The sequence below is a fragment of the Acinetobacter higginsii genome (assembly GCF_000369525.1).
Lineage (GTDB): Bacteria > Pseudomonadota > Gammaproteobacteria > Pseudomonadales > Moraxellaceae > Acinetobacter > Acinetobacter higginsii.
Genome location: NZ_KB850073.1, coordinates 97,658 through 124,607 on the forward strand (window position 1 = coordinate 97,658; position 26,950 = coordinate 124,607).

20 protein-coding genes and 1 tRNA gene are annotated in these 26,950 nt (G+C 40.7%); 6 read left to right on the top strand and 15 right to left on the bottom strand.

The features are described from left to right. Window positions 1–126: 126 nt before the first annotated feature. Window positions 127–1,044 carry a polyprenyl synthetase family protein gene (locus tag F902_RS18920; RefSeq protein WP_004803041.1) on the bottom strand — a complete coding sequence of 306 codons (918 nt, stop codon included), beginning with the start codon at window positions 1,042–1,044 and terminating at the stop codon, window positions 127–129. A gap of 170 nt (window positions 1,045–1,214) precedes the next feature. Beyond that, entirely contained in the window at window positions 1,215–2,402 is a 1,188-nt protein-coding gene (gene prpF, locus F902_RS18925; protein WP_005205976.1) for a 2-methylaconitate cis-trans isomerase PrpF, read from the bottom strand. Between the two features lie 372 nt (window positions 2,403–2,774). On the opposite strand from prpF, the gene F902_RS18930 reads away from it, so the two are divergent. Then, on the top strand, window positions 2,775–4,133 hold the full coding sequence (locus F902_RS18930) for an amino acid permease (RefSeq protein ID WP_005205978.1): 1,359 nt from the start codon (window positions 2,775–2,777) through the stop codon (window positions 4,131–4,133). A 69-nt stretch (window positions 4,134–4,202) separates the two neighbouring features. After that, a tRNA-Arg gene (locus F902_RS18935) sits at window positions 4,203–4,275 on the top strand. A 45-nt stretch (window positions 4,276–4,320) separates the two neighbouring features. On the opposite strand, the gene F902_RS18940 is transcribed toward F902_RS18935, so the two are convergent. Both F902_RS18940 and F902_RS18945 read right to left on the bottom strand, forming a co-directional pair. Further along, window positions 4,321–5,733 carry a glutamine synthetase family protein gene (locus F902_RS18940; protein WP_005205980.1) on the bottom strand — a complete coding sequence of 471 codons (1,413 nt, stop codon included), beginning with the start codon at window positions 5,731–5,733 and terminating at the stop codon, window positions 4,321–4,323. 166 nt (window positions 5,734–5,899) lie between these two features. Next, window positions 5,900–6,370 (bottom strand): phosphatase PAP2 family protein, encoded by a 471-nt coding sequence (locus tag F902_RS18945; RefSeq protein ID WP_005205982.1) that lies wholly within the window; start codon window positions 6,368–6,370, stop codon window positions 5,900–5,902. 77 nt (window positions 6,371–6,447) lie between these two features. Between F902_RS18945 and F902_RS18950 the strand changes: the two genes are divergently transcribed. Beyond that, a complete protein-coding gene (locus tag F902_RS18950; protein ID WP_005202188.1) occupies window positions 6,448–7,656 on the top strand; it encodes an IS256-like element ISAba26 family transposase in 1,209 nt (402 codons plus the stop codon). Between the two features lie 342 nt (window positions 7,657–7,998). On the opposite strand, the gene F902_RS18955 is transcribed toward F902_RS18950, so the two are convergent. From F902_RS18955 to F902_RS18965, 3 genes are all read right to left on the bottom strand, one after another. Further along, entirely contained in the window at window positions 7,999–9,138 is a 1,140-nt protein-coding gene (locus F902_RS18955; RefSeq protein WP_005205986.1) for a porin, read from the bottom strand. A 142-nt stretch (window positions 9,139–9,280) separates the two neighbouring features. Further along, window positions 9,281–10,618 (bottom strand): CitMHS family transporter, encoded by a 1,338-nt coding sequence (locus F902_RS18960; protein ID WP_005205988.1) that lies wholly within the window; start codon window positions 10,616–10,618, stop codon window positions 9,281–9,283. Between the two features lie 471 nt (window positions 10,619–11,089). After that, window positions 11,090–12,169, bottom strand: a complete 1,080-nt coding sequence (locus tag F902_RS18965; RefSeq protein ID WP_005205990.1) for an AraC family transcriptional regulator — start codon at window positions 12,167–12,169, stop codon at window positions 11,090–11,092. 131 nt (window positions 12,170–12,300) lie between these two features. Here F902_RS18965 and F902_RS18970 point away from each other — a divergent pair, with 131 nt between their 5' ends. Continuing rightward, window positions 12,301–13,761 (top strand): coniferyl aldehyde dehydrogenase, encoded by a 1,461-nt coding sequence (locus tag F902_RS18970; RefSeq protein WP_005205992.1) that lies wholly within the window; start codon window positions 12,301–12,303, stop codon window positions 13,759–13,761. A gap of 59 nt (window positions 13,762–13,820) precedes the next feature. Here the strand turns inward: F902_RS18970 and F902_RS18975 are convergent, their stop codons facing one another. From F902_RS18975 to kdpA, 8 genes are all read right to left on the bottom strand, one after another. Then, a complete protein-coding gene (locus tag F902_RS18975; RefSeq protein WP_005205993.1) occupies window positions 13,821–14,498 on the bottom strand; it encodes a DUF799 domain-containing protein in 678 nt (225 codons plus the stop codon). Next, the gene (locus tag F902_RS18980) at window positions 14,495–14,863 is read right to left on the bottom strand and encodes a DUF4810 domain-containing protein (RefSeq protein WP_005205995.1); all 369 of its coding nucleotides are present in this window, start codon (window positions 14,861–14,863) and stop codon (window positions 14,495–14,497) included. The genes F902_RS18975 and F902_RS18980 overlap by 4 nt, the downstream gene beginning before the upstream one ends. A 17-nt stretch (window positions 14,864–14,880) precedes the next feature. After that, window positions 14,881–15,552 (bottom strand): CsgG/HfaB family protein, encoded by a 672-nt coding sequence (locus tag F902_RS18985; protein WP_005205998.1) that lies wholly within the window; start codon window positions 15,550–15,552, stop codon window positions 14,881–14,883. A 146-nt stretch (window positions 15,553–15,698) separates the two neighbouring features. Beyond that, window positions 15,699–16,397 carry a response regulator gene (locus tag F902_RS18990; protein WP_005205999.1) on the bottom strand — a complete coding sequence of 233 codons (699 nt, stop codon included), beginning with the start codon at window positions 16,395–16,397 and terminating at the stop codon, window positions 15,699–15,701. A gap of 11 nt (window positions 16,398–16,408) precedes the next feature. Continuing rightward, entirely contained in the window at window positions 16,409–19,060 is a 2,652-nt protein-coding gene (locus tag F902_RS18995) for a sensor histidine kinase (RefSeq protein ID WP_005206002.1), read from the bottom strand. Between the two features lie 12 nt (window positions 19,061–19,072). Then, complete coding sequence (gene kdpC / locus F902_RS19000; RefSeq protein WP_005206003.1) at window positions 19,073–19,708, bottom strand: potassium-transporting ATPase subunit KdpC; 636 nt, start codon at window positions 19,706–19,708, stop codon at window positions 19,073–19,075. A 9-nt stretch (window positions 19,709–19,717) separates the two neighbouring features. Continuing rightward, window positions 19,718–21,730 (bottom strand): potassium-transporting ATPase subunit KdpB, encoded by a 2,013-nt coding sequence (gene kdpB / locus F902_RS19005; protein ID WP_005206005.1) that lies wholly within the window; start codon window positions 21,728–21,730, stop codon window positions 19,718–19,720. A 16-nt stretch (window positions 21,731–21,746) separates the two neighbouring features. Then, window positions 21,747–23,444 carry a potassium-transporting ATPase subunit KdpA gene (kdpA, locus tag F902_RS19010; protein ID WP_017402223.1) on the bottom strand — a complete coding sequence of 566 codons (1,698 nt, stop codon included), beginning with the start codon at window positions 23,442–23,444 and terminating at the stop codon, window positions 21,747–21,749. Between the two features lie 488 nt (window positions 23,445–23,932). Between kdpA and F902_RS19015 the strand changes: the two genes are divergently transcribed. Both F902_RS19015 and F902_RS19020 read left to right on the top strand, forming a co-directional pair. Next, complete coding sequence (locus tag F902_RS19015; protein WP_005206009.1) at window positions 23,933–25,450, top strand: outer membrane protein transport protein; 1,518 nt, start codon at window positions 23,933–23,935, stop codon at window positions 25,448–25,450. Window positions 25,451–25,704: 254 nt separating this feature from the next. After that, window positions 25,705–26,934: an OmpP1/FadL family transporter gene (locus tag F902_RS19020; protein WP_004803000.1), complete on the top strand. Its 1,230-nt coding sequence runs from the start codon at window positions 25,705–25,707 to the stop codon at window positions 26,932–26,934. Window positions 26,935–26,950: the final 16 nt, after the last annotated feature.

The following is a 26,950-nucleotide window of genomic DNA, read 5'->3' on the forward strand; positions in this document are numbered from 1 at the left end:
AATGATTTATAAACTGCTTAAATCTATTCTGTTGATCATCTTAAGGTATATACCGACTCCAAAAATAAAGACCATACAAGGATGGTCTTTTATAACACTCAATAATTGATCAAAGCTGACGAAAGATTAACTTTTCCGTGCCAGTAAAAACTGCGAAATTTCGACCAGCTCTTTGGCATCAGCACCAAAATAAGCCAAGGCTTCAAAGGCTTGATCATGTAAAGTTTGTGCATAAGCCTGTGCTTGTGCTAAGCCCATCAACGATGGATAAGTTGATTTTTGAACTTGCTCATCTTTACCCGCAGTTTTACCTAAAGTCTCAGTGCTTGCCGTCACATCTAGAATATCATCTTGCACTTGGAAGGCTAAACCAATCGTTTGCCCAAATTGGCGTAATTTCGGAATGGCCTGATCAGTCCCATTAAAAATGGTCACCGCGCCCATCATAATCGCCGCTTGAATCAAAGCCCCTGTTTTATTGCGGTGAATATTTTCCAATTCAGCTTGATCAACTTGTTTTCCTTCCCCTTCGGCCTGTAAATCCAATACCTGACCACAAACCATTCTTGAACTTGCTGTTGCCAAGATTTGCACTTGTTTTAAGACAATGGCAGCTTCAGTTCCTTGGCCCTGCTCATCAAACAAACGGCTGCCCAAAATCTCAAATGCCATCGACTGCAATATATCACCCGCCAATAAGGCCGTATCTTCGCCAAATGCAACATGACAGGTTGGTTGTCCACGACGTAGTAAATCATTGTCCATGCATGGTAAATCATCATGTGCCAACGAATAACAATGAATCAATTCAACCGCAACTGCGGCACGGCGTGCTGCTGCAAAGTTGTGATTCGGCTGTAATGACGCTGCTGCATAACAGAGTGCAGGACGAACCCGCTTACCACCTAACATCACGGTATGATGAACGGCTGCTTTTAAAGGTTCTGGAATTGAAAATGCAGCCAATGCTGTCAATAAATCTTGTTGAATACGTTGTTGAGCTTGTTTTAGAACATCCGCATTAACTTGAGAGATAGATGACACAGTTGTTGCCTCAGGAAATCTGAATGGAAGAGTAAAATGACAAGACTTGTCAGAATTGCCACATCATAACATTATTTATCTCATGAAATTGTGTTTGTATTTTTAATAGACCTAAAATAATAAGGCCTTCAAATGAAGGCCTTACCTATAAAACTCAAAAAGAAAATAAACTAGAAGGTATCCCCTGGTACACGAACCCAGCCTTCCATCAACACACGCGCACTGCGACTCATAATGGCTTTTTTAACAGACCACTTACCATCAATCAATTCAGCTTGAGCACCCACACGTAAAGTCCCAGATGGATGACCGAAACGAACGGCTTCACGCTCACCGCCACCAGCAGCCAAATTCACTAAGGTTCCTGGAATAGCGGCTGCCGTACCAATCGCAACTGCTGCCGTTCCCATCATGGCATGATGTAATTTGCCCATCGACAAAGCACGTACCAATAAGTCCACATCACTCGTCTCGACGGGTTTACCACTTGATGAGGTATAGCTCTTTGGTTGTGATACAAAAGCAATTTTAGGCGTATGCTGACGCGCAGCTGCTTCTGAAATATCTTCAATCAAACCCATATGTACTGCGCCATAAGCACGAATTTTCTCAAAACGTGCTAAAGCTGCAGCATCACCATTAATCTGATCTTGTAATTCTGTACCTTGATAACCAATATCTTCTGCATTGAGGAAAATGGTCGGAATACCTGCATTGATAAATGTGGCTTGGAATGTGCCAATTTCAGGAACAACCAGTTGATCCACAACGTTTCCTGTCGGGAACATATCGCCGCCTTCTTCGCCATCATCCGCCGGGTCTAAAAATTCAATCTGAACTTCAGCTGCGGGGAAAGTCACACCGTCCAGTTCAAAATCACCTGTTTCCTGAACTTGACCATTGCTCACAGGAACATGTGCAATAATGGTTTTTTGAATATTCTTCTGCCAGATCCGTACCGTACAAATCCCATTTTCAGGAATACGCGCTGCATCGACCAAACCATTTGAAATGGCAAAGGAACCCACTGCTGCGGTTAGGTTGCCACAGTTACCACTCCAGTCGACAAATGGCTGATCAATTGATACTTGACCAAATAGATAATCAACGTCGTGTTCTGACTCAGAACTTTTTGCCAAAATGACCGTTTTACTGGTGCTTGAGGTCGCCCCACCCATGCCATCAATCTGTTTGCCATAAGGGTCTGGACTACCAATCACACGCAGAAGAAGTTGATCACGTGCCTTGCCCGCTATTTGTGCCGCTTCAGGTAAATCATCCAGTTTGAAAAACACACCTTTACTTGTCCCCCCACGCATATAGGTTGCTGGGACTTTTATTTGCGGTACTGAGCTCATGTCAATGTCTTCCTTTTATCATATTCTTGGTGCAGATTGGTTTTGAATCTAAAGGTACTGCACGGTCATCAAAAATACCATACGACCAATGGTTTTGGGATTGGTCATAATGTGTAAAATCTGTGCATTATAGTGAGTAGATTTCAAGCCTTTCACAATGGCAAAAATACCATTCCATCCGTCGGGAAAAACAAGGGCATTCTCCAACTGTATAAAATTGCAGCATATTTCATTTTAATATTCATATAAATATAAGATTTTAAATAACTTTTAAAAACAACTTTCCAGTCATAGCATCGCTGTACTTTTACTAGGCGAAAATCTTTGAATCTATTAGAATAATCCAGTTAATTCCTCGTCGAGCTCAGTCCTTTGAACAACGATTCTTCTCAACTTCAGCGTGGACTAAAAAACCGCCATATCCAACTCATCGCGATGGGTGGAGCGATTGGTACGGGCTTATTTTTAGGTTCTGCGCAAATTATCCAGTCTGCTGGACCATCTATTATTTTGGGGTATGCGATTGGCGGCTTGATTGTTTTTCTAATCATGCGTCATTTAGGTGAAATGATTGTTGAAGAGCCTGTTGCAGGTTCATTTAGCCATTTTGCTTATAAGTATTGGGGTAAATTTCCAGGCTTTATCACAGGCTGGAATTATTGGGTACTGTATATCCTTGTCGCAATGACTGAGCTAACGGCAGTAGGTAAATACATTAATTACTGGTGGCCACAAATCCCCGCTTGGCAGTCTGTATTGTTCTTCTTTGTCGTGATTACGGCAGTGAACCTGACCAATGTTAAATTCTATGGTGAATCAGAGTTCTGGTTAGCCATCATCAAGGTGACTGCTGTAGTCGCTATGATCTTGTTTGGCTTGTTCTTACTCTTCACTGCGGATGCAAACTCAACAGCCTCTTTTAGCAACCTGTGGTCACATGGCGGCTTTTTCCCGCATGGCTTCGATGGCTTGTTCTATATGCTGGCTTTCTTGATGTTTGCCTTCGGGGGTATTGAACTGATTGGTATGGCAGCCGCAGAAGCCAAAGATCCAAAAACCACGATTCCTAAAGCGATTAACCAAGTGGTGATTCGTATTTTAGTGTTCTATGTGGGTTCTCTTGCTATTCTCTTGTCACTTGTGCCTTGGAATCAGCTGGATCTCGGTGGCTTAGATAAAAGTCCATTCGTGATGATTTTCAGTCAAATGGGGATTGGTTGGGCAGCGCATTTACTTAACTTTATTATCCTGACCGCAGCATTATCCGTATATAACAGTGGTATGTATGCCAATAGCCGTATGGTGTTTGGTTTGGCTCAACAAGGTAATGCACCAAAAGTATTTACCAAAACCAATAAGCAAGGCGTCCCTGTTCCAGCAGTTCTCCTTTCAGCGTTCCTAATCTTTGGTTGCGTATTACTCAACTACTTTGTGCCTGAAGATGCGCTTGGACATTTGATGTATGTGGTTGTTGGTGCTTTAGTTTTAAACTGGGCAATGATCAGTTTGACCCATTTGAAATATAGAAGTCATATCAAAAAAGCTCAAATTAAAACCTCTTATCCTGCTTTGTGGTCTCCATTTAGTAACTATTTGGTATTAGGTTTTATTGCTGTGGTGCTTTACATCATGTGGCAACAAGGCTTCAAAGAATCTGTACTGATGATTCCGATCTGGATCGTATTAATGTTTATTTTCTATAAGTTTTTAAATCGTAAAACTGAAAGTTAACAGCTGATCGGTTTCATTAAAAAGTGATTGCTTCTGCAATCACTTTTTTGTTTATAATCATAAAATTATGCGCTTATAGCTTAACTGGATAGAGCAGTTGCCTCCTAAGCGACCGACGTGGGTTCGAGTCCCGCTGAGCGCATAACCCATTAGCATTTTTGTTATATTGCAACAGCACATCGAGCGGCTAAATATCCCAACTCTTTTCGATCGCTGTAATCTGGCTATAGACACTTTGATATTCAGCCTGCTTTAGCGTACACCAAAGCGTGGCAAAGTCCTTTCCTAAGTATTCGATTAAAACCGAATTGGCTTGGAATAATTGTAATGCTTGCATTTGCTCAGTTGGCAAGAACACATGCTCACTTTTCAGTTTTAACTGATGCGCTTGCTTTGGAATATCTAATCCCTGTGTTAGACCATGCAATGTACCTATCAAAATTATAGCGACAGCCAAATAAGGATTACAATCAGCTCCTGCCACGCGGTATTCCAGTCTCTGATTTTCTTGATCTGAACATGGAATTCGAATCGCCACATTTCGATTATTCAGCCCCCAATTGGCTTCGAGTGGCACATGATGACCAAGTTTAAAACGTCTAAAAGAGTTTAAATTAGGCGCTAAAATCGCCATCGAATCAGGCATCAATAACAGTAATCCACTCACCGCTTTTAATAAATTATCAGAGATATTCTCTTGTGCCGAACTAAAAAGATTCTGCTGATGTTGATCTAAAAGACTCATATGGAAGTGCATACCACTCCCCGCCTTATGCATATCAGGCTTGGCAAGGAAGTTTGCACGCAGTCCATGCTTATTCGCAATCTGCTTGATGCTTCTTTTCAGCAACATAATCTGATCACATAAGCTCAATAGATCCGTTGTATGTTGCAGATTAATCTCATACTGACCTGAAGAGGATTCAGAAACGATTCCTATAATTTGAATACGCTGTCGTTTTGCGACTGCTTCGATCTCATTCAGAATATTTTGGTAATGATCGGAGGTATTAATATCAAAGCATTGGCTTACCGATTCTTCAACCTCATCAGCCTCACTTAAAGGCTGTAGATAGAACTCGACTTCGGCAGCAAGACAGGGAAAGTAACTTTTATCATGAAGTTGAGAGAGGATTTTTTTCAACATATTGCGAGGTTCAAATACGCAATCTTGCTGATGATCATCCTTCATACTGAGCAATAGCTGAGCTGTTGTTTCGGGCTCAAGCGCATGTGGTTTCAATGTGCCTAAAACAGGTTCACATAAATGATCAGGCTCTCCAATATACTTACCGAGTCCTGTCTCCTCAATCACTTTGCCATCCAGACTCATGGCATAAATCGACAATGGGAAATAACAACCTTTACTCAGATTTTTGAGGCAACCGACATCTATACGTTTACCGCGTAAATGTCCATTTAAGTCACATAAATAAATATCGACGTGTTGTGTCTGTGGATAATGTTTTAAATAAGTTTCAACTTCTTCTATAAATCGTTTTTTTAGCGTAAGGCCATCAATCTCATTGTTGCAGATTGCCGTTTGAATATACTTTTTAAGCGCAGATGGATGATTGATCTCAACAAGTACAGCACTCATCGCTGAAAGCTCAAGTTATATAGATAAATTTAGCTTAGTTGAGGCTTGGGTAGAAGTAACGTAAACAGTGCGTAAACTCTTGGGGTAATCGAATAAATTTCTTATAACTCGGACAATAAAAAACGGAGCAATGCTCCGTTTTTTATAAATTCATTTAGGCCAGATATCAATCCATCAATTGAACTGGCTTTATACGTCTAATTCTAATTGCCAATTCTTTCAGTGCATAATTGACTGATACCACCAGCATAAAACCAATCACAAAAGAACCAATGACATCAAAGGGAAAATGAACACCGACAAAAACTCTCGATAGACCGACAACTACACTACACAATAATCCGATCAAACCAATCTTTTTAAAACCCGCCATCCAATAAGAAAACCCAATGATCACAACCGTGATGGTATGTTGACTTGGAAAGGATGACGTTGAACCATGGCCAATTAACTTATGACCTAAGTCAATTTGAAATGGGCGAGGATGATGATAAAAGAATTCAATAATGTCGCTTAAAAGTAAAGAAAACAGCACAATCACTAAAGTTTTGGCAAATAAAAGATGATATGTTTTCCATTGGATGACCAATAAAAATACCAGAAAACTGATCAGTACCGTATTTAAATCCTCCGCCAAAAGGGACTGTTCTAAATTTTGTGTAAGTACTTAATTTTCATTTATCCTTCAGAGGATAATTACAAAAGGTACTTCACATGGATGAAGCAACAATCAAAAGTATGGCTGCCGAATTGGCTAAAGGTCTAAAAACACCAGAAGACTTAAACCAAATGACAGCAGTCTTTAAAAAATTCATGATTGAAACTGCACTCAATACTGAACTTTCAGACCATCTCGGTTATGAAAAGCATCAGTCCAGGAAAGGCTCAAATAGCCGTAATGGGTTTAGTTCTAAAACCATTACAACTCAAGATGGACAACTGGCTTTAGATATTCCCCGTGATCGAGAAGGTTCATTTGAGCCACAAATTATCAAAAAGCACCAAACACGCATCACCAGTATGGATGACCAAATCCTCTCACTGTATGCAAAAGGAATGACTAATAGGGAAATTGTAGCCTTCTTCAAAGAAATGTACGATGCCGATGTCTCAGCATCTCTCATCAGCAAAGTTACCGATGCTGTGATTGAGCAAGTGACTGAGTGGCAAAATAGAGCCTTAGATAGCCTTTATCCTGTTGTCTATCTTGACTGTATTGTTGTCAAAGTCCGTCAGCACTCCAATGTGATTAACAAGTCCGTATACCTTGCTTTAGGCATCAATATGGATGGACAAAAAGAATTACTGGGTATGTGGATTGCTCAGACAGAAGGTGCCAAATTCTGGCTGTCAGTCATGACAGAGCTAAAAAATCGAGGAGTACAGGACATTCTTGTTGCTTGTGTAGATGGATTAAAAGGCTTTCCTGACGCGATAGCCTCCGTTTACCCTCATACTGATATTCAACTGTGTATCGTGCATGTTGTACGCAATAGCCTGAGATTTGTAAGCTGGAAAGACTACAAGGCTGTTACCTCGGGTCTGAAAGCGATTTATCAGGCAAGTACAGAGGAAAATGCTTTAAAGTCCCTAGACATCTTCTGTGATCAATGGAATCACCAGTATCCCAAAATTGGAGAATCCTGGCGGGCCAATTGGGAAAATATCCGAACGATCTTTAGCTATCCAGCCGAAATACGTCATGCAATTTATACAACAAATGCGATTGAGTCGTTGAATAGCGTAATACGCCATTCAACGAAGAAGAGGAAAATCTTTTCATCTGATGACTCAGTAAAGAAGGTCATTTACTTAGCAACATCAAATGCTGCGAAGAAATGGACGATGCCAATTCAAAATTGGCGTTTAGCAATGAATTGGTTTACGATTCAGTTCGATGATCGATTAAAAGATCATTTATAAAAAATGGAACTTACACAAAATAATTTACAGGCTCCGCCAAAAAAATTGCGGCCTTGTCTAACGCGGCATGCTCCTTTGCAAAAGAATTTATACTATTAAACAAAGAGATATTTAAATCTTTAAAAATCATTTCCTTTTCTATCCACACTATCCATGAAGATCAATGCGCTCAATATACAGGAGAATAATGAAGAAATTATTAATAATTTTTATATTTTATTATTCACATATTCTAAAAGGAATTAAGTCAAGCCTTGCTTTATCAACGAGAAAAACACTTCAAAAAAATCATCAATAAATAGGATAAATTTATCCTATTTATTGATGTTAATTCACTGAAATTTAGAATTTAAATTCTAGACCAGTCCCCGCAATCGGTTGCTTGTCTTTAGCACTTGCTTGCTCGAATGTTGAGTATCCAGCATAGCCATAGACTTTCACTTGTTTGTTAAATGAATAGTCTGTACCAAGCAATACCTGCTTGGCATCGAAATCAGCTTCATTGCTTTTAAAACTGGTGCTGTTTTGGCTGTATTGTGCTTTTACCGTCCATTTCGATTGATTCGGTAGCTTATATTCAGCACCAATGAGCCAGCCTTGTGAATCATCAATATTACGAATAAATCCTTCTGGATCTAAAGTTGTTGGATCAACAACTTTATTGCCTGGCTTATCTACAATCTTTGATGTCTGATAAAGAGCCTTTATGGCAAGCCCTTCAATTGGTGTCAAACGACCAATCACACGCATGGTATTCGCAGCAGCGAACACTTCATCCACTTGTGTTTCAGTCTGAGCTGCATTTAATAAACCATGCCCCAAGAAATCACTTGGAATCGCTTTGTCATAGCCAACACCCACTAAGAATACCGGATGACTATAGCTCAATGATGCAGACCATGCGTCTCCTAAGCCACGCCCTGCGGTATTCACCCCACCACGTTTGTCATCTTCAATCCCACGGCTTTCCCCTGTTGCAAGCAAGACACTGGCTTCCAGATTACCGCCATTCAAGGCAATTTCAGGAGAATCATATACCACCGCATTATTGACACGGTTTTCACCCGTCATAATCCCCGTGATATCTGCTTTATTACTAATATAGTTATTAAAACTATCTACAGGACTGGATAAATCTTTTAACGGTGTATTATGTTTACCGATTTTGACTGTACCAAAACGATCATCTTTTAATCCGACAAAACGATTACGTTGCGACCAATCAGTTTTGTCGCCATCCGCATAAAATGCCCATTCTGCTAAATAAACTGCACTCAAATTTTCGGTTAATTTTTCTTCACCTTTAATTCCAACAAATGAACTATTACTATTTACTTTCCAAACATCATGATCTGCCGAATTTGCATTTTTTTCTGGTAGATAATCAATACTGGCATCAATCTCTCCATAAAATTTTGGTGCTGCAAATGCAGAACAGGTCGCAATACTCATCATTGTCGCGAGTGCAATTTTCATCTTCATTGTTATGTTCCTAACCATCTAAAAAAAGTGTAAAAAATCTCTATTTCGCTGTGTTTCAAGCAAAATTTAGAATTAAGTGGGAATGCGTAAATAAGTATGCTTTTATATTCTCATGAATATAAAAGCATTATAACAAATTGATTTACATATTATAAAATGGAAATACACCGAATATTAAGGCGCTACCCATCAACACGCAGCAGGTAATAAATGCCCATTTCAACGTGAATTTCTGATGATCCCCCATTTCTACCGCAGCCAAACCACAAAGTAAGTAGGTTGAAGGAACCAATGGCGATAATAAATGAATCGGTTGTCCAATAATCGACGCACGTGCGATTTCAACGGGTGCAATGCCATAGTGTGATGCTGCTTCTGCCAAAATCGGTAGAACACCAAAATAAAAGGCATCATTCGACATAAAGAAAGTCAAAGGCATACTCAATACACCGGTAATTGGCGCTAGATAAGGTCCCATGCTTGGTGGAATCACCGCAACGAAACCTTTAGACATGGCCTCAACCATACCTGTGCCTGATAAAATCCCTGTAAAAACACCCGCAGCAAAGATTACACCCACTACCGCTAAGACACTGTCTGCATGCATGGCGATACGCTTTTTCTGCATGTTGACACACGGATAGTTCACCACCAATGCAATACAGAAACCCAGCATAAATAAGATCGACATTGGTAAAATCCCTTTTACCAAAGATGCCATCAAGACTAAGGTCAAAATACCGTTAAACCAACGTAAATGTGGACGTTGTGCTTCTGGATCTTTTGAAATCGAAATATCATCGGCATGGCTGATGTCTACAAGTTCAATCACGCCTAAACGTTTGCGTTCATACATGCCATACATATAAGCCAAGAAGAATAACCAAGCAGCCGCCACAATCATTGATGGGATCATTGGAATAAAGACTTCACTGGCATCAACTTGTAATGCACTTGCAGCACGGGCTGTTGGTCCACCCCATGGCGTCAAATTCATCACACCACTACAAAGCAACATCAAGCAGGTCATGATCAGTGGATTCATACCGACTCGTTTATAAAGCGGCATCATTGCTGCCACACAAATCATATATGTGGTTGAACCATCGCCATCTAAAGAGACCAATAATGTGAGAAAAACTGTACCCAAAGTGATTTTTAATGGATCGCCTTTTACTTTCTTTAAAATCCATCTTACCGAAGGGTCAAATAACCCAGAATCAATCATTAAGGCAAAATATAAAATAGCGAAAAGAAGCATGACGCCTGTTGGTGCGAGCTTTTTAATACCCTCTAACATGGTATTGCCAAGTTCGGCCAATTGAATATGACTTAAGCTGTCAAAATAAAAACCTAAGCCCCAAGCGATAATAGCGAATATGAATGGGATTAAAATTAATGCAACTAATGCACTGAGACGTTTTGACATGATCAAATACATAAAGCACATGATCATGCTGATACCTAAAAAAGTCAGCATTGAATGCAATCCTTAGCATAATAAGTTTTTTTAATGGGTACACCTACCCTAATCCAGCACAGATTCTATGCGATTTAACTTTAGCTAATTCATTTAATTTAATTATATAGTGAACACAGCCATTCACATGAAAAATACCTTAAAAGTATACAAATATACTTTTAAATATAAGACTCTAATTATTAATATGTTTTTATTAAAAAATATAGATCAATCAATCAAAACACCTGAAGAATAACTATTCAAAGTGCTATATATTTAAAATCACAATGCAATATTATGGTGCATTTTTTGATTAAAAAATAACATATTTAATTAAATGATAATTAAAACAAATATCATTCATTTATAAAACTTCTATTGTATTTAAATAAATATCTGTTTATGAGCATTCCAGTAATTATAATAGTTATTATTATCGCGCGACATTAAAATTAAATTAAAAAATTCATATTTTGAGAATAAACATAATTATTTAAACTCAATTTCCGTATTCTTATGCACTCTATACTCATTTGGTGAAATCCCCACCCAATTACGATAGGCTTTTCTAAAATTTGAGGTATCTGAAAATCCTAAGCGTTCTGCGATTTCATCAATGCTCAAACTTGTTGCCAAATATTCATCTGCAAGCCGCCTTCTGGTACTGTCTAAAATCTCTTGATAACTGATATCCACATCGGCTAAACGGCGATACAAAGTCCGCTTGGATAAATGCAATTGATCTGCCATCTGTTGTGCCGTTGGAAAGCTTCCCACTGCATCTAATAAAATGAGTCGAATGCTACGAACTAATTCAGGTTCTTGTTCATTGTCATCTGTAGCTAACATGCGCTCACAAAAAGATTGGCACATATCTGCAGTAATCGGATTGGCATTCGGACAAGGTTTATCGAGCCAATCAAGATCAAAATGCCATTGCATCACATCAGCATCAAACTCGACTGGACAGCGGAAGACTTTTTCATACTCTGCCGCATACGCTGGGGCAGGATAAGGCAGTAATAATTTTTTCGCTTGAAAGGGTGCTTCCAAAACACATTCAATCAAGGTTTGCATCGAACTAAACCAAAATTCACACACCAAAGGCAATAGCTTGCCGAGTGCAATAATTTCATGACCTTCAAAAATGGCAACTTGCTTTTGAATTGAAAAGCTTTTCTTAAGGACGGGTGCCGCGAGTTTGATATGGCGAATACCAAACTCTACGGCTTGTTGAAAATTACGAGAGGAAGACAGCGCATAACCATAAACCCCAAAGTCCGATAGCCGCTGTTTTTGCCCAGCCCGCATACCGATCAGCGGATCTTTAGTTAAATGCTGAATGGTTTGAAACAGTTGTAATTTTTGAAAGGGGGAAATATGAGAGGCCGCACTATTCAGCGCATCTTGAGAAATGCCTGTGCCCGCTAAAACCTCATCCAAACGATAACCTTGCTGTTGCATGGCTTCTAGCAGACTAGTTAAACCGAGGATCGGCGTACCTTGAGCCAATTGATTTTGATCATAACGTGCTTCGACCAATGTTGAGCTCAACTCCTGTTTACGCATTTTTTCACCTCATCCCTTGAGTGATGATGCATAATGGCACTAAATTACCTTTTGTTGTCTCAATTTAACATCGACTACAAATCTCATCAATCATAAAGTCTATTCTACTAATAAGCATGAAAGGAGCAACAATGACACTTTCAACTTCACAACAATTCAGTGATCCTGCAACCGAACATATGTATTCGGTGTTTAAGCAACAGCGTGCTGCTTTTGATGCTAAACCCTACCCAGATCTCGATGATCGACGTACCAAATTATTGCAAATAAAAAAACAAATTATCCGTTATCAAGATGTGATTGCGACTGCAATTAATACCGACTTTAGTTCACGCTCAGTGGATGAATCAAAACTGCTTGATTTACTCGGTTCAGTGCTTGAAGCAGAACATGCCATTCGTCATTTAAGACGTTGGATGCGACCAAGTAAACGTAGCACTGAACTACTATTTTTATCGAATCGCCTACGTGTGCAATACCAGCCTAAAGGTGTAGTGGGTGTTATTGTTCCATGGAACTTCCCTGTTTATTTAGCCTTGGGACCCTTAATTGCCGCAATTGCAGCAGGCAATCGGGTGATGATCAAGTTACCTGAAGTGACTCCAGCAACCAATGCTGTAGTTAAACGGATGCTGGCTGAAATTTTCAGTGAAGATGAAGTAGCTGTTTTTGGTGGAGAGATCCTTGATCCAGCACAATTCACCTCGCTGCCCTTCAACCATATTGTATTTACAGGTTCACCAGCAATTGGTCGGGTGGTGATGCGTGCGGCAGCAGATAATTTAACCCCAGTCACCTTAGAACTTGGTGGTAAATCCCCAGCATTAGTCAGCCGCAACTATCCGCTTGCTGATGCAGCGAAACGCGTTTTACATGGTAAAGCGACCAACTGTGGTCAGATCTGCGTTGCGCCCGACTATGCACTGGTGCCAAAAGAAAAAGTAGATCAATTCGTTGCAGAATGCCAAGCGAATTTCACTGCGATGTATGGCAATAATATTAGCCAAAATACAAACTACACTTCGATTGTGAATGAACGTCATCTAAAACGTTTACTCGATATCTTAGATGATGCCAAAGCCAAAGGCGCTCAAATCATTGCCTGTGGTGAATATGATCGTGACAAAGATGCGCGTCGTATGCCAGTGCATATCGTCCTCAATTGCACCCCAGAGATGCGGATTCTTAAAGAAGAGTTATTTGGCCCAGTTTTGCCTGTGGTTGCTTACGGTACAGTGGATGATGCAATTGATTATATTCAAGCGGGTGAACGACCATTAGCCTTATACCTCTTTACCCACGATGCTAATGAACGTGATTATGTCTTAAAACAAACCCATTCAGGGGGTGTGACCTTGAATGATTGGGGCTGGCATGTGGTCAATCATGATGCACCTTTTGGGGGAATCGGAAACTCGGGAATGGGCACATATCATGGCGAAGAAGGTTTCCGTGAGCTTTCCCATGCAAAAACTGTTTTTGCACGTCATCGCTTCTTCCCAACCCAACTGTTCTATCCACCTTATGGGACTTGGGTACAGAAACTCGCCTTACGTTTCTTCTTGAAACAAGGTGATCCAAATATTAAATAAGATTCGATAATAAAAAAGCCTCATCAAGAGGCTTTTTTATTCTGCAAATGAAACATGAATTACTTCACTACGCCATCTTGTTGGTATTTCGGTGAACGAGGTCCGTAAAGCAAACCCAAACCAGGGTTATGCTGCGTCGGGGTAAAGAGTTGGGTATTTACAATCGTTGCCAAGGGATAAGCACGATCATTTAAGCTCCCCGCAATTTGTTCAACCAATGCCCCGACCAGTGCTGTGAGTAAGTCATTGTTGCCACTATTGCTCGATTGCACGGCTTTCTTTTCACCCGACCAAAGCGTCTCATTGGTGTTTAAATCGACCAGTTTTGCTTCCACACTCACCGTTGCAACACTTTGAATGACTTGATACTGAGAACCATATTCTTTAATTCGAATATACAAAGCCGCATCAGCACCAAAGATTTCCTTCAATTTCTGTGTTGAAATGCTTTGCGCGTCATGACCATTGGTCACGCCATTCTCTTTAAACATCGAATCCACAACAGAAATTGGAAAGACATAGTAACCCGCTTCAGCAACAGGCATAACGACTGTCGGCCAATAGCTATAAGTTGCCTTTACATCAGGAGAATCGTTAACGGGCGGTAATACCAAAATAGATTTCGGCATATGCTGTTTATACACCGTCATATCCTTATTTACCGCTGGAGATGAAGCACAGCCTGTAACCAGTAAGCCTGCAAGCACAAGGTTTGAAACTAAAAATGCCTTGATCATGGCTTTGCAATTCCCCCATTGGCACCCATCTTCTGCAACAACCGATCCATCAATACCGTAGATTCAGGATAAACTTGTCGTTCCAATTGAAAATATTCAACTGCTTTTTGCGCATTATTCACTTGTAAAGATAGCCATCCTAGATGTGCATATAAGCCTGGTGGAACAGCCAAATTTTTCGCTTTGGCTTTTTCAATTTCCGCTTCTAACTTAATGATTTGTGCACTGGGTGTGGCTTTTTCTGGCTGGCTATACATCAGATAGGTCTGTTGTGTATAAGAGCCCCAACTATATAAAGGTTGAGGCCCCGCAGCGCAGCCAACCAAGCCGATCGTCATCAGACTGCTGAACAGAATTTTTTTCATTTTACAGCGGTCCAGCCTTATTGCGCAGTCCAACGATTATTTTGAATATCAGTCACCAAATTGTTGACCGCTTCGCGTACCGCTAAGTCAAGCACCTTACCATTCAAGGTTGAGTCATAAGAGGCTGTAGAACCAAAACCGAGTACTTCACGCGCACTCAATGCATACTGACCCGCGCCTTGTACTGAATGTACAATCTCTGAGGTTTTTACATCCACAATATTCAAGTTCACTTTGGCATAAGCAATTTGCTGTTTACCGCGCCCTAAAATCCCAAATAATTGCTGATCACCCACTTCTTTGCGACCAAATTCAGACACATCACCAGTGATCACATAACGTGCACCTTTAATGCTTTGAGTGCTGTTGCTAAATCCCACTTCTTGTTTAAGTTCAGACAAATTATCACGATTTAGAACCGAGAAATAACCCGTTTGCTGTAAATGCGTTTCTAAAATAGTTTTCGCCTGCCCACCAAGACGGTCAACATTATCAGAGAAGATACCTCTCATATAACTTGAACGGTTATCAAACTTACCAATCGAAACAGGTACTTTTACCCCGTTATATTTAATCTGTTGTACTGCTGCTGTCACTTGAGGACTTTGAATTGATTTGGATGTTTCTGTTGTTGAGCAGGCCATTAAGCCGAAAGCACTGAATACTGTAACCGCTAATAATTTTTTCATTGTCGCTCGATCAAAATAAAGATTAAAAAACGTGAAAATTATAGCTTAAAAACTGTGAACTATCTAACATTTTACAATTCAAGCTCCACCTTTAAATCATCATAAATAATTTTATAATCCAACCAATTAGCTCAACTTAATCCAGATTATTCGCAAAAACGTAACCCTACACCCGCAATAGTAAAAATATACTTGGGCGTCACAGCAGAATCACCGATTTTGGTTCTAAGCTTTTTCACCAAGATACGAAGATAATGGGTATCCTCTTCATGCGTAATGCCCCATAGCTCGGTCATGATTTGTTTTTGTGTGACAATCTTACCCTGATGACGAATCAATAAAGTCAGCAACTGAAATTCTTTTTTGGTTAAAGTAATGTCCTCGCCCGCCAGTTTGGCTGCATGTTCAGCCACGTCAACCCAGAGCTGTCCATCATTAAACATCAGATTGTGTTCTGCCTGTTGTGGCTTATTGCGGAACATCACCCGAATACGCGCACAGAGCTCCTGAATGCTAAATGGCTTGGTGACATAATCATTCGCGCCTGCATCCAACAATTTAATTTTTTGATTTTCATCTGGACGGGCCGACAAGACAATCACAGGAATATCTGACCATTGTCGCAACTCAAGCAATACCGCCTGTCCTTCCATATCCGGCAGGCCCAGATCCAGAATCAACAAATCAGCACCACGCGTCGCCAAAACCTCTAGTCCTTTCATACCATTTTCCGCGACATGTACCTGATAGCCCTGTGCACGTAAGGCGATATCCAAAAACTTCCGAATTTGTGGCTCATCATCAATAATCAGAATTGATGCTTGAGAATTTAATGTTTGTGGCATAGATGCTAATTTTAATCCTGATGCAGTGGTAATCGTATTCTAATTAAGGTGCCCTGACCATATGTACCAGCCAAAGCTTCAATACTGCCCATATGTGCACCGATAATGGCTTTGACAATGGCGAGGCCTAAGCCCGTTCCTGTTTTGCCCCGATCACCACGTTGCATGGTATAGAACATATCAAAGATTTGCTCTCTCTCCTCTTCAGGAATGCCAACACCTTGGTCGATAATATCAATTTGAAGATAACCGTCATCCTGCTGAATATGTACTTCAATCGGGATATCATCTGGTGAAAACTTGGCTGCATTTTCTAGCACGTTAAATATCGCTTGCTCAATCAAAGCAGGATGCACATGCAATTGCGGCAAGTCATCTGTCATTGTGACATCAATATTGACCTTGGGTTGATAGCGTTTCAGGCGTTGTGTCGCAGAACCTATCAGTTCTTCCACCCCAATCCAGTCGCGACTGAGACTCAAACCTTGATGGCCAAGTCGGGTCATATCCAGTAGATTTTGAATATAACGATCCAACCGTTCACCTTCAACATGAATGGTATCTAACAATTCGTGTCGGTCCTCCTCGGACATTTGCTCGCCATAGTATTTCAGACTATCAGCAGAACCGATCATTGCCGCCAAGGGTGAGCGTAGGTCATGCGAGACTGACGACAATAATGCAGAGCGTAACTTTTCAGTTTCAGCCACCACACGGGAATTTTCCAACTGTAAGGACAACTGTACACGAGAAGCGGTTTGAGCAATATCATCAATCATCAATTCGGCAAGGCGTTGTTGTTCAAAACTAATGCTGTCTGTATTTTGATTAAATCGAATGGCAATTACCCCAAATCCACCAACCAGATTCAATGGATTAAACCACCATTCGGATTGCGTTAATGTATTGGTAAAACGTCCACAAGGTTTAGCATTTTTCTGAGTCCAATTTGCTGCAATCTGATCTTTTTCATTAAATAAAGAGTGACCACCTAACTCTTGTGTTCCGATCCGAAGCCAAACGGCTGCATTTAAAGAACTTTCTAAATGCTGCTTAGCGACATTTAAGACTTGTTCAATATCAACGCAACTAGATAATTTCCGCTCCAATTCTTGTAGCTGCAAAGAAACTGAATTTGCTGCACGTAAACTCAGTACCTGAGCACGTAATTGATTGGCTAAACGCCCTACTAACAATGCCGAAATGATAAAGATGATGATGGTCATCACCCCACGCTCAGCACTAATTCGAAGCGTAAATCGAGGTTCAATAAAGAAATAGTTATACAGCAAGAAGCAAATCAGGACGCTGATAATGGTGATAAACATCCTTGCTCGCATCGCCACGATAAGCACGGTGACCACAAAGATTAAAGCCAGTTCACTATAACCAATAAAATGATCACTCACCGTTGCCGCAATCAATCCCAATAGAACAATCAAAATACTTTCGATCATCTCTCGTGGGTTAAATGCCAAGCCTTGTTCTAACCAAGAAGAATAAGCCCGGTCTGTCTGTGGCTTAGCCTCATTATTGTTTTTAGCTTTTAGGGGTTGAACAAAAGTGATCTCAAATGGATGCTGTTTTTCTAAAAGTTGGTCGGCAATATGGTCTGAAAACAGACGCTGCCAGAGTGACTTTTTAGGACTTTTACCGAGTAAAATATTGGACGCACCATAATCATAAGCTGCTTGTAAAATGGTCGATGCAATATGATTACTATGTAACAAATAGGTATCTGCACCTAGCTTACGTGCCAAATTGAATGCTTTGGTCACGGCTAATGTCTGTGTTGTGGTTTTCTGGCTCTTTTGAATCGAAATCACACTCCAGATTGCATTGCGTCTTTCAGCAATACGATGTGCCCGTCGGACTAAATCTTCCGAAAACTCCGAACCATCAATCGCCAACATCACATGATTCTGGATCGGGATAATCTGCCCTTGTGCAACAAACTTTTCCCGATAATCAATTTCAACTTGCCCTGCAACGGTTTGAATTGCTAAATCACGTAAAGCAGTTAAATGTGCGGGCTTAAAAAAACCTTGCAGTGCATGTGGTGCAACATCGGCTAAATAAATTTTGCCATGGTTCATGCGTTCTAATAATTCAGGAACAGGCAAATCAACCAGACGGATATCTTTCAATCGTTTTAATAATGCATCGGGAACTGTTTCACTGACCCGAATCCCTGTAATTTGATAAACCACATCATTCAGACTTTCTAGATGCTGAATGTTTAAAGTGCTATAAACATCAATGCCTGCATCCAGTAATTCATTGACATCTTGCCAGCGATATTCATGCCGGCTATTCGGAATATTACGATGTGCGAGTTCATCTACCAACACAATTTCAGGCTTTAATTTAAGAATTTGATCAAGATCCATCTCTTCCAAAATACGGCCTTGATACTCCACTGCCTTTCTTGGAATCACATTGAGGCCTTGAATCAAGCGCTCGGTATCAGATCGACCGTGAGTTTCTACGATCCCAACCACCACATGTTGCCCTTGCTGCATCAATTCATGTGCTCGAGTCAGCATGGCATAGGTTTTACCAACCCCCGGTGCTGCACCCAAGAAAATGGTCAAACGTCCAGACTGTTCACGCTGGCTATGTGCCAGCCATGCATCTGCTTTGTGATTACGGTCGATCTGCATAAGTGGACTCTACTAACGAGGTGTAGATGACAATTGGTCTAAGGCTAGATTCAACTGCAGTACATTGACTCGTGCTTGCCCATATAAACTAAGCTGTGCAGGCTGAATCTGTTGTTGCACTAAATCTCGCAATTGCTGCTCTGCTAAATGGCGTTGTTGTGCCACTCGTTTCACTTGTAATAATGCACTCTCAGGTGAAATATCAGGATCAATCCCACTGCCTGATGCCGTAACCATATCGTTCGGTACCTGCTGTTCTGAAATGTGATTATTGTGAGCAAATTGCACTGTTCTTTCCTTCATTTGTTTTTGTAAGTCAGGATTAGAAACCGCCAAATTACTGCCTGCCATCCCATCAACATTGTAACTTACCGCACTGGGGCGGCCATGGAAATATTGTTCAGCAACAAAATTTTGCCCCACCAAACTTGAACCAACAATTCTGCCATCAAGTTGGATTAAGCTACCATTGGCCTGCTTCGGAAAAATTAACTGGGCAATCGATACACTCACAGCAGAATATAAGACACCTGCGACAAGGAAGCCCACCAAGATCAAACCAAGGCTTGGACGTAACATCGAATGTACTGGATTGGATAATGGTAGGTCCTGTTTATTCAATTGCTCATGATTCAATAAAGTATTCATCTCTCACTCCTAAATCCACAATGACACAATAAGGTCAATCAACTTGATCGCAATAAACGGAAAGATCACGCCACCTACACCGTAAATCAGCATATTACGGCGTAACAATTGCAATGCACTGGCGGGTTTGAATTGCACCCCTCTCAATGCCAATGGGATCAACATCGGAATAATCAGTGCATTAAAAATCAAGGCCGAAATTACTGCACTGCTTGGACTACTGAGTTGCAGAATATTCAACGCCCCAAGTTGTGGAATTGCTACTGCAAACAATGCAGGTAAGATCACAAAGTATTTGGAGACATCATTTGCCAAGGAAAAAGTAGTTAAGGCACCACGGGTAATCAATTGTTGCTTCCCAATTTCCACCACATCCAGCAGTTTAGTTGGATCGGAATCCAAGTCCACCATATTGCCTGCTTCTTTTGCGGCTTGAGTACCTGAATTCATGGCTAAGCCAATATCAGCCTGAGCCAATGCAGGTGCATCATTAGTACCGTCACCCACCATTGCCACCAGTTTACCTGCGGCTTGTTCTTTACGGATGCAAGCCAATTTATCTTCAGGTTTGGCCTCTGCAATATAATCATCCACACCCGCTTCTGCGGCAATCGCTGCTGCAGTCAACGGATTGTCTCCTGTAACCATAATGGTTTTAATACCCATCTCACGTAACAGTGCAAAACGTTCTTTAATCCCAGACTTGATTACATCCGAGAGCTCAATCACCCCTAAAATGCTGTGATTCGAAGCCACCACAAGCGGGGTTGCACCTTTTGATGCCACTTGTTCGACACGAGTCTTAAGCTCAACGTTATCCTTGATTTCTTGGTTGGTAAATTTAAGAATCGCGTCCACGGCACCTTTACGAATCTTTTGCCCCGTGACTAAGTCCACCCCAGATAAACGTGTCGAGGCACTAAACTGAATGAATTCGGCATCTTGAGGCTCACGAATGCTCTCTCCCATTTCTTTACCCAAACTCACCACGGATTTACCTTCAGGAGTTGGATCAGCAAAAGAAGTTAGCATGGCTGCTTGGCGCAATTCACTTGGGCTCACGCCCGCCAATGGATAAAAAGCAGTCGCTTGGCGGTCGCCATAGGTGATCGTGCCGGTCTTATCCAACAACAACACATCAATATCACCCGCAACTTCCACGGCTTTCCCTGATTTAGCCAAGACATTGGCTTTTAAAGCACGGTTCATCCCCGCAATCCCAATTGCAGGCAACAGGCCTCCAATCGTGGTTGGAATCAAACATACCAACAGTGCAATCAACAAGACGATGCTGATTTTGATCCCCACCATGGAACCAATAAAAGGTAAGCTTGCCACCACCACAATAAAGGTAATAGTCATGATGTTAAGCAAAATACTCAGTGCGATCTCATTGGGCGTTTTTTGGCGGTTGGCGCCTTCCACCAAGGCAATCATACGGTCCAAAAAGCTATGACCTGCTTCATTACTGACCCGAATAATAATTTCATCGGACAAAACTTTGGTGCCGCCAATCACCCCCGAACGATCGGTATGAGCTTCACGTAATACAGGCGCAGACTCCCCTGTAACAGCTGATTCATTGATGGTGGCAAAGCCTTGAATAATCTCCCCATCCGCTGGGACTATCTCACCTGCTTTAACAACGACAAGATCATCTTTTTTAAGTAGATTGGCAGAAATCGTATTCGGTACCGCATTTAAATCGAGGATACGATTTGCGGTTAAGTTTTCACGGGCCTGACGCAATGATGCTGCTTGTCCTCGACCTTTGGCTTCTGCAACCGCTTCTGCATAATTGGCGAATAAGACCGTCACCAATAGAATCAAGCTCAGTACCAAACCAAAACCTAAACTGGCACTGCCCATCAAGGTTGCAATAATCGTTAAGATTGTTCCCACCCAGACACAGGCCATCACTGGGTTTTTAAAAGCATACTGTGGCAACAGTTTATGAAAGGTTTGTTGAATAATTTCTTTATTCAAAATATCCATTTGTTGTGTCGCATTTGAATGTTTCATTGTGCTTGCTCCACACTTAAACTTTTATAGACAAGTAGTCAGCAATTGGCCCAATCACCAACACTGGCATGAATTGCAATAAGGTGAGAATTAACACGATCCCGATTAAGGTCAGTGCAAATGTCGGTGACTCAATATGTAAAGAACCTTTGCTTTCTGTTGCTTGAGCTTTGGTAGCCAAACTGACTGCAATCAACACAGGGATGATCAGTACGCTGTAACGACCTGCCAATAACGCGACACTGGCACTCAGATTCCACCACAGAGTGTTATCGCCTAAACCTTCAAAACCAGAACCATTGTTGGCATAAGCAGAGACATACTCATAAAACACTTGGCTGATGCCGTGAAATGCTGGATTTGAATTCCCGGTCATGGATGGGAAAGCAATGGCGATGGCTGTTAAGCCAAGAATCACCACAGGCTGTAATAGAATCACCAGTGCTAACAACTTAATTTCAGTCACTTCAATTTTTCGGCCAAATAACTCAGGAGTACGCCCCGTCATCAAGCCCGCGATAAAGACAGCAAGAAACAGGTAAATAAAGAACTGCAATAAGCCACAACCAATCCCGCCCCAAATGGCATTGATCAACATATTGCATAGTTCAACCAATCCTGTCAGTGGTGAGGCAGAATCATGCATCATATTGACCGAACCGTTATTCACTTGCGTGGTCAAACTTCCCCATAATGCAGATGCATCCGCACCGAAACGAAGCTCTTTCCCTTCCATCAACGCGGCATTAACACTTAAAGATGATTTTTCAGTCCACAACGTTAATGAGGTTGAAGCCAATGACATGAGTAGCATGGTGCCAAAAATCATCCACATCAATTTCTTACGTTGGATAAAGCGTCCCACCATAAACACCACAGACAATGGAATCAGTAAAATCGCGATCATCTCGATCACATTGGATAACGGCGTTGGATTTTCTAAAGGCACACTACTATTTGGACCATACCAGCCACCACCATTGCTCCCCAATTGTTTAATCGCCACCATCGGCGCAACAGGACCCAATGGAATATGTTGGTTTTTTACTTCTGTGCTTTGATCCAAGACCTGTGCGGTTGGACCGGCAGATAGTGTTGCAGGCACGCCTTGAAAAGTGAGTAGCAAAGAAAAAATAAGACCTAATGGAATAAAGAATCGAAATAATGGTCGGACGATATCCATCCAGTAATTACCTAAATTAATCGTATTCCAATTTTTTTTATCCGAGCCTTCTTCTCGACCTGATTGCAAAAATAAAGCTCGCAACATTGCCACCAACAAAGCCAGCCCAATAATTGGCGATAAATATTGCAATCCAACAATGACTGTCATTTGCGATAGATAAGACAGTTGAGCCTGTCCTGAATAGTGTTGTTGGTTGGTATTGGTCAGAAATGAAATGCTGGTATGTAAAGCCAGATCCCAATTCATATTTGGAATATGATCAGGGTTGAGTGGTAACCATGCTTGAGTCATTAAAATAGTGACACTTGCAGCGAGCAGTAAAATATTACTGAGCACAAATGCCGTTAAATATTGCCGCCAATTCATTCCACTACGCTTAACGCCCAACACAGCATAAATGGGTTGTTCAATCCATTTAAACAACGCGTCACTTTTCATTGGCTTTGCTTGCATCACATCTGCAAGATAAGCACCGAGCGGATAAGCCAGCAGTAATGAAAGGACAAATACAGAGATAAATTCCCACATAGCATATGCCATTTAAAAATAGGTTAGCGTTAGTATGGAAATGAAGGACGTAAATTCTCTATATTGAAAAAACCAGTAGACGTAAATTCTGCGTAAAATTATTCAACGATGTTCTAATGCGCTGAAATTTTTACCTAAAAAGAAAATATGGAGAAATAAATCTCATTTTTTACAAAAAATCTTTGACCAAATAAAAAACTTTTTTGGGAAAAATGCAAAAAAGAACGATTACTATTTTAAAATAATAATTTATATTTATCATTATTTTACAAATAAAAACACATATGTATATAAATTTTTTAAGATTTATTTTTATCCATTTTCATCTAATCCAGCGTACTGCTTAGTTCATTTAGAACATTTACTCTTATTTTAATTATGGTATTTTTGTTACATGAAGTTATAGCCAATCACGATAGATAACTTTTTTGTTGTCAGATCATAGCTTCTTAACACTTAAGAATCTTGAAGTTCAAGGAAAGATTACAATGAAATTAAAACATCTTAGCACTGCCATGATCTTAGCAACGCTACCTGCAACTGGAGTTTTTGCAGCAGCGTTAGACCGTTCAGGTCAATCTATGTCTGCATTTTTACAGCCGGGTAACTATTTTGAAGCTGGTCTTTCGGTTCTAGACCCAACAGTTAAAGGTCAGGAAGCTGGTACATCATCGACCACTCGTAAAATTGGCGATATGGGTGATGATTATTATTTCCCTAGCGCAGCATTAAAACTGCAACTGACTGACAACATTTCTTTTGGTCTTATTTATGATCAACCATTTGGTGCTGATGCAAAATATACTGGTAACAATGTATTCGTTTCTAGCCCAACTGACGGTGTTTTAAATCAAAAATCTCTAAACGATTTATCAACCAAATCTGTTGGTCAGTTAGTTCAAGCTGCTGGTTCTTCATTCGGACCAGCTCTTCAACAAGTTGCAAAAGACCCAACAAATCCTACTCAACAAGAAATTTTAGGTGCATTACAACGAGTTGCACTAGGTGGTAATGCTGCCGTAGGTGCTGGTCTTCAAAAACTACAACAAACTCAAGCAGCGTTAAATGCAGCAAAAGGCTACCTTGGCTCAAGCACAGGTTCAAATAGCACACAAGTTGAAGTTGATACTCAAAACCTTTCTATGGTTTTTGGATTCCAACCAAATAAAAACCTGAATTTCTATGCGGGTCCAGTGCTTCAAACTGTAAAAGGTAATGTTAGCCTTCGTGGTGAAGCTTACAGCGTTTACAATGGTTATGATGCAAATATTAAAGAAACAACTGGTGTGGGTTGGTTAGCAGGTGCTGCATACCAAATTCCTGAAATTGCGTTAAAAGCTTCTTTAACTTACCGTTCAGAAATCGATCACGATGTGAACATCAAAGAAGATTTATCTTTATTAGCTTTTCCTGGTTTAACAAACGTACTTACAGGTTTAGGTGTTGATCCAACTAAACTTGCAGGATTAAATGCTGATAAGAAAACAAAAATTACGACTCCTCAATCTGTTAACTTAGATTTCCAGACTGGTATCATGGCGAACACTGTTGCATTTGCAAACGTTCGTTGGGTGAACTGGAAAGACTTCTCTATTCAACCATATAAATTTGGCGAGTTATCTAAAGTATTAGGTGGTGCAGGCCTAGTACCAGGTAAAGCAAATGGTTTTAACCTAGTTGAATATTCGGATGACCAATGGTCTGTAAACGCTGGTGTTGGTCGTAAACTGAGTGAACAGTGGGCTGGTAACGTTTCTGTGGGTTGGGATTCTGGCGCAGGTAACCCTGTAACAACTTTAGGCCCAACAGAAGGCTACTGGAACGTTGGTGTTGGTGTTCAATATAGCCCAACCCCTGCTACATTCATCGCTGGTGGTGTAAAATACTTCTGGTTAGGTGATGCTAAGGCACAAACTGGTGCTCAAGCAGGTAGCAATGATTACGTTGCGAAGTTTGAAGACAACAATGCACTCGCATATGGCTTAAAAATTGGTTATAAATTCTAATCAATTTTTAGAAAAGAGAAGGTCATCTTAGGATGACCTTTTTTATTATGTTTTAATCAACAAAATCAAATTAATAGATCAATAAACACACACCCTCTTGTACGTTTAGATGCATCAATAGAAAACATGAATGCTCAAGCATTTTTCGTGACTTTATCAGTTCATTTATTGACATTTGTAAAATATTTAAGCGCATAAAAATTATGATACTTTTCGCGCCATTCTGTTACAAAGTGATTTGAGAGAACATATTAATGAAGCTGAATGCTATTCAAACGGCTCTTCTACTTAGCTTAGTTCCAACAACGACAACATTTGCCGCAGCACTGGATCGCTCAGGTCAATCAATTGCAGCATTTTTACAGCCAAATAACTATTTTGAAGCAGGTCTTACTGTTCTTGATCCCAATGTATCAGGTAAGGACACATCTCAAAACAATACAGGGAATATGGCGAATCATTATTACTCGCCAAATGCTGCCCTAAAAATTCAAGCAACGGATAAATTCTCGATTGGTTTGATCTATGATCAGCCTTATGGGGCGGATGCAGAATACACAGGCAAAAGTAACTTTATCGAAAGCCGCCCTTTACCTTTTAAAGGTGGTACATCAGTTACGGTCGATACTGAAAACTTAAACTTGTTATTCGGTTATCAACCAACACAAAACTGGAACCTTTATGCGGGTGCGGTTTATCAAACTTTAGACAGCACCGTGTTATTACGTGGTCAGAGCTATAGTGCCTATAGTGGTTATGATTTTAAAACAGGCCGTGATGAAGCAGTCGGTTGGTTAGCAGGGGTTGCTTATCAAATTCCTGAAATCGCACTCAAAACCTCTTTGACCTATCGTGCCAAAATCAAGCATGAAATGAATGCTTATGAAACACATGGCATCGCAGGTATGACTGGTAATGCGGGTTTTGATGCGATTTTAAATAAAATCAATCATTCAACAGGCACAACTGAAATCACCACCCCTCAATCGGTTAACCTTGATTTCCAAACAGGGATTATGGAAAACACCGTTGCGTTTGCGAATTTACGCTGGGTGAACTGGAAAGATTTTGCCATTCGTCCATATAAATTTGGTGCTGCTTCAACATTACCTCCAATCGTTGCTTCAACAGGTAAAAAAGACGGTTTTGATCTGGTTGCATATACCGAAGATCAATACTCAATTACCGCAGGCGTTGGTCGTAAACTGAATGATCAATGGGCAGGAAATGTATCTGTGGGTTGGGATTCTGGTGCAGGTAACCCTGTAACTACACTGGGTCCAACTGAAGGTTATTGGAATGTCGGTATCGGTGTTCAATATAGTCCTACACCTGCAACCTTTATTGCGGGTGGCGTGAAATATTTCTGGCTCGGCGATGCCAAAGCTCAATCAGGTTCACAATTCAACACACCTGGTTATGTGGCTGAATTTGAAAATAATGATGCCATCGCTTATGGTTTAAAGATTGGTTATAAATTCTAACTATCGACCCAAGATA